The sequence below is a fragment of the Ruegeria sp. D1(2025) genome, assembly GCF_056536425.1.
This window is the reverse complement of sequence record NZ_JBQFPO010000035.1, coordinates 1-2,293: the sequence shown is the minus strand read 5'-3', so window position 1 is coordinate 2,293 and position 2,293 is coordinate 1. Positions and strand designations below refer to the sequence as shown.

The 2,293-nt window shown below is 51.6% G+C and carries 1 protein-coding gene; it reads left to right on the top strand.

All coding sequences use genetic code 11. The features are described 5' to 3' along the window. The first annotated feature begins 271 nt into the window (after positions 1–271). Complete coding sequence (locus tag ACR1XU_RS23075; RefSeq protein ID WP_480909687.1) at positions 272–1,927, top strand: adenylate/guanylate cyclase domain-containing protein; 1,656 nt, start codon at positions 272–274, stop codon at positions 1,925–1,927. Positions 1,928–2,293: the final 366 nt, after the last annotated feature.

The following is a 2,293-nucleotide window of genomic DNA, read 5'->3' as shown; positions in this document are numbered from 1 at the left end:
AGATAGAGGACCCATGGCACTCGCGGCCAATCGACGTTCACCGCTGGTCGGATCACCTAGAGGTCGCCGCCTTGGTCGACCGCATCTGGGATAATCTCCAGCATGGAATGGATTTTGAGAGCAGTTTAGGACTTAGGGTTTACCGCTCAAATGCAAAGTTGTCGGGCTGACAGAAGTTGAGTGTCGCGCTAAGTTCCTCAAAACGGGGGAACGAATGGACAGACGGCTTACCACAGTGCTTGCGGCGGACATCGTCGGATATTCAGCACTGATGGATCATGACCGTGAAGGTACGATTGCTGCGCTTAGATCATTCCGTGAAGATACACTTCAGTCGCTGCTGCAAGCCCACAGGGGGACACTGATCAAAAGCTTGGGCGACGGTTGGATTGCCGAGTTTAAGTCCACATCAGACGCTGCAGATTGCGCTATTGCATTACAGTCAGCGCAGAAACCAGAGAGCATCAAACTTCGAATTGGCATTCATACTGGCGAGGTCGTTACAGAAGGCGATGACATTTTTGGTGACGGAATAAATGTCGCCGCTCGTCTCGAAGCGCTGGCCGAGCCGGATCAGGTTTTGATATCGGACACATCTCACAACAGTCTTGACCGAGGTGACGCATCCAAATTCGATGGCGGCGAGCAGACAGAACTCAAAAACATCACACGCCGCATTGGTGTTTGGTGCTGGCCAAAGGGCACTTTTGCCAATCTGTCAGAAAAGGCAGATGTCAGACCCGGGATTGCAGTGCTGCCATTCGACAATATGTCTGGTGATCCCGAACAGGAGTTTTTTGCGGACGGCATTACCGAAGACATTATCACAGAGTTGTCTCGTTTCCGTTGGCTGATGGTCGTGGCACGAAATTCATCTTTTACATTCAAAGGAAAAAGCACGGACATACGCGAAGTGGGTCGCATTCTTGGAGTGCGCTACGTTCTCGAGGGTTCAGTCAGACGAGCAGGTCAACGAGTCCGCATTACAGGTCAGTTGATTGATGCGGAAGACGGCAGTCATCTCTGGGCAGATCGCTTCGACGGCGTGCTTGATGATATTTTTGAACTTCAAGACAAAGTAACGCTGGAGGTCGTAACCGCGATTGAACCGTCTTTAAGGCACGCCGAAACTAACCGTGCGCGGGCAAAACCTACGGAAAATTTGGAAGCTTATGAACTATATCTTCGAGCACAATCGCATTTCCATCTTTTAACGGATCAAGACAATCGAGAGGCCATACGTCTGACAAACCTCGCATTGAGGCGTGATCCAGAATACGCCTCCGCGTCAGGGCTGTTGGCTTGGTTGCATATTCAACGAATGGTTCAAGGGCTTGAGCCAATTGGTGAAGGGCCGAAAGAGGCTATTAAGGCAGCCGAGCGGGTTCTGTTGAGCGATCGTGCAGACGGCATCGCGTTGGCGTACGCTGCGCATTCAATCTCTATGCTGGCGCGAGACCTGCCACGCGCGCGGGTTGCTTTCAAACAAGCCCTTGAGCAAAATCCAAATGCCGCAACGGTCCATATGCTGGGCTCCATCAACCTTTTTCTGCTTGATCGTCCAGAGGAAGCACTAAGTCACGCGGTTCAATCTGTTGAGCTCAGCCCTCACGATCCATTGCGCCACGCTGCTTACCTTGCTCAGGCTAGCGCGCTTTTTCACCTTGGGCGTTATGAAGAATCGGCTAAGGCTTGCCGAGACGCTTTATCTGTACGCTCAAATTTCGTAATGAGCCATCTCATGCTGATTGCTGCTTTAGGACACCTCACCGATGATGCTGCAGCTCGCAAAGCGGTAGCGGACCTTCAGACGTTGCGCCCAGGCCTGACTGCAGCCTCAGCGCAGACACAAATGCCAATATTCACTGTTCCATCCTGTGCAGATAGTTGGCGTGAGGGTTGGCTAAAAGCAGGGTTACCAAATTGAGTATCCGTAGCGTTTTTGCAAAGGCTTTAGCTTCGCACCGCTCCAAGTTAACGTAAGGTCACAAAATTGAAGATGAAAGAACTGAATGAGCACAGCAATAGCTTCCTGTGACTTCACGGAGTGTTAGAAACTGATTTATGCACTATTCAACCCTTCGTCTGTCCGATAACTCGTCCCACTTATTTCTGCAGCGTCAATTTTGAGCTTCGAACGGCACCACCTCTCGCCCAGTTCTCCGCTCATGTTCCGCCAGTCGTTGAAGATACCCCTCTGACCGGGCCGTCTGCCGCCAGATGACGTAGTCTTTGACGTGGTCAGCGTTCGGGTCGGGTTGTTCGTCCAGCCCGTAGAACTTGTTCGATGTGG

Coding starts and splice junctions, on each gene's coding strand:
- ACR1XU_RS23075 (WP_480909687.1), top strand. CDS start 272: ATGGATCATGACCGTGAAGGTACGATTGCTGCGCTTAGATCATTCCGT.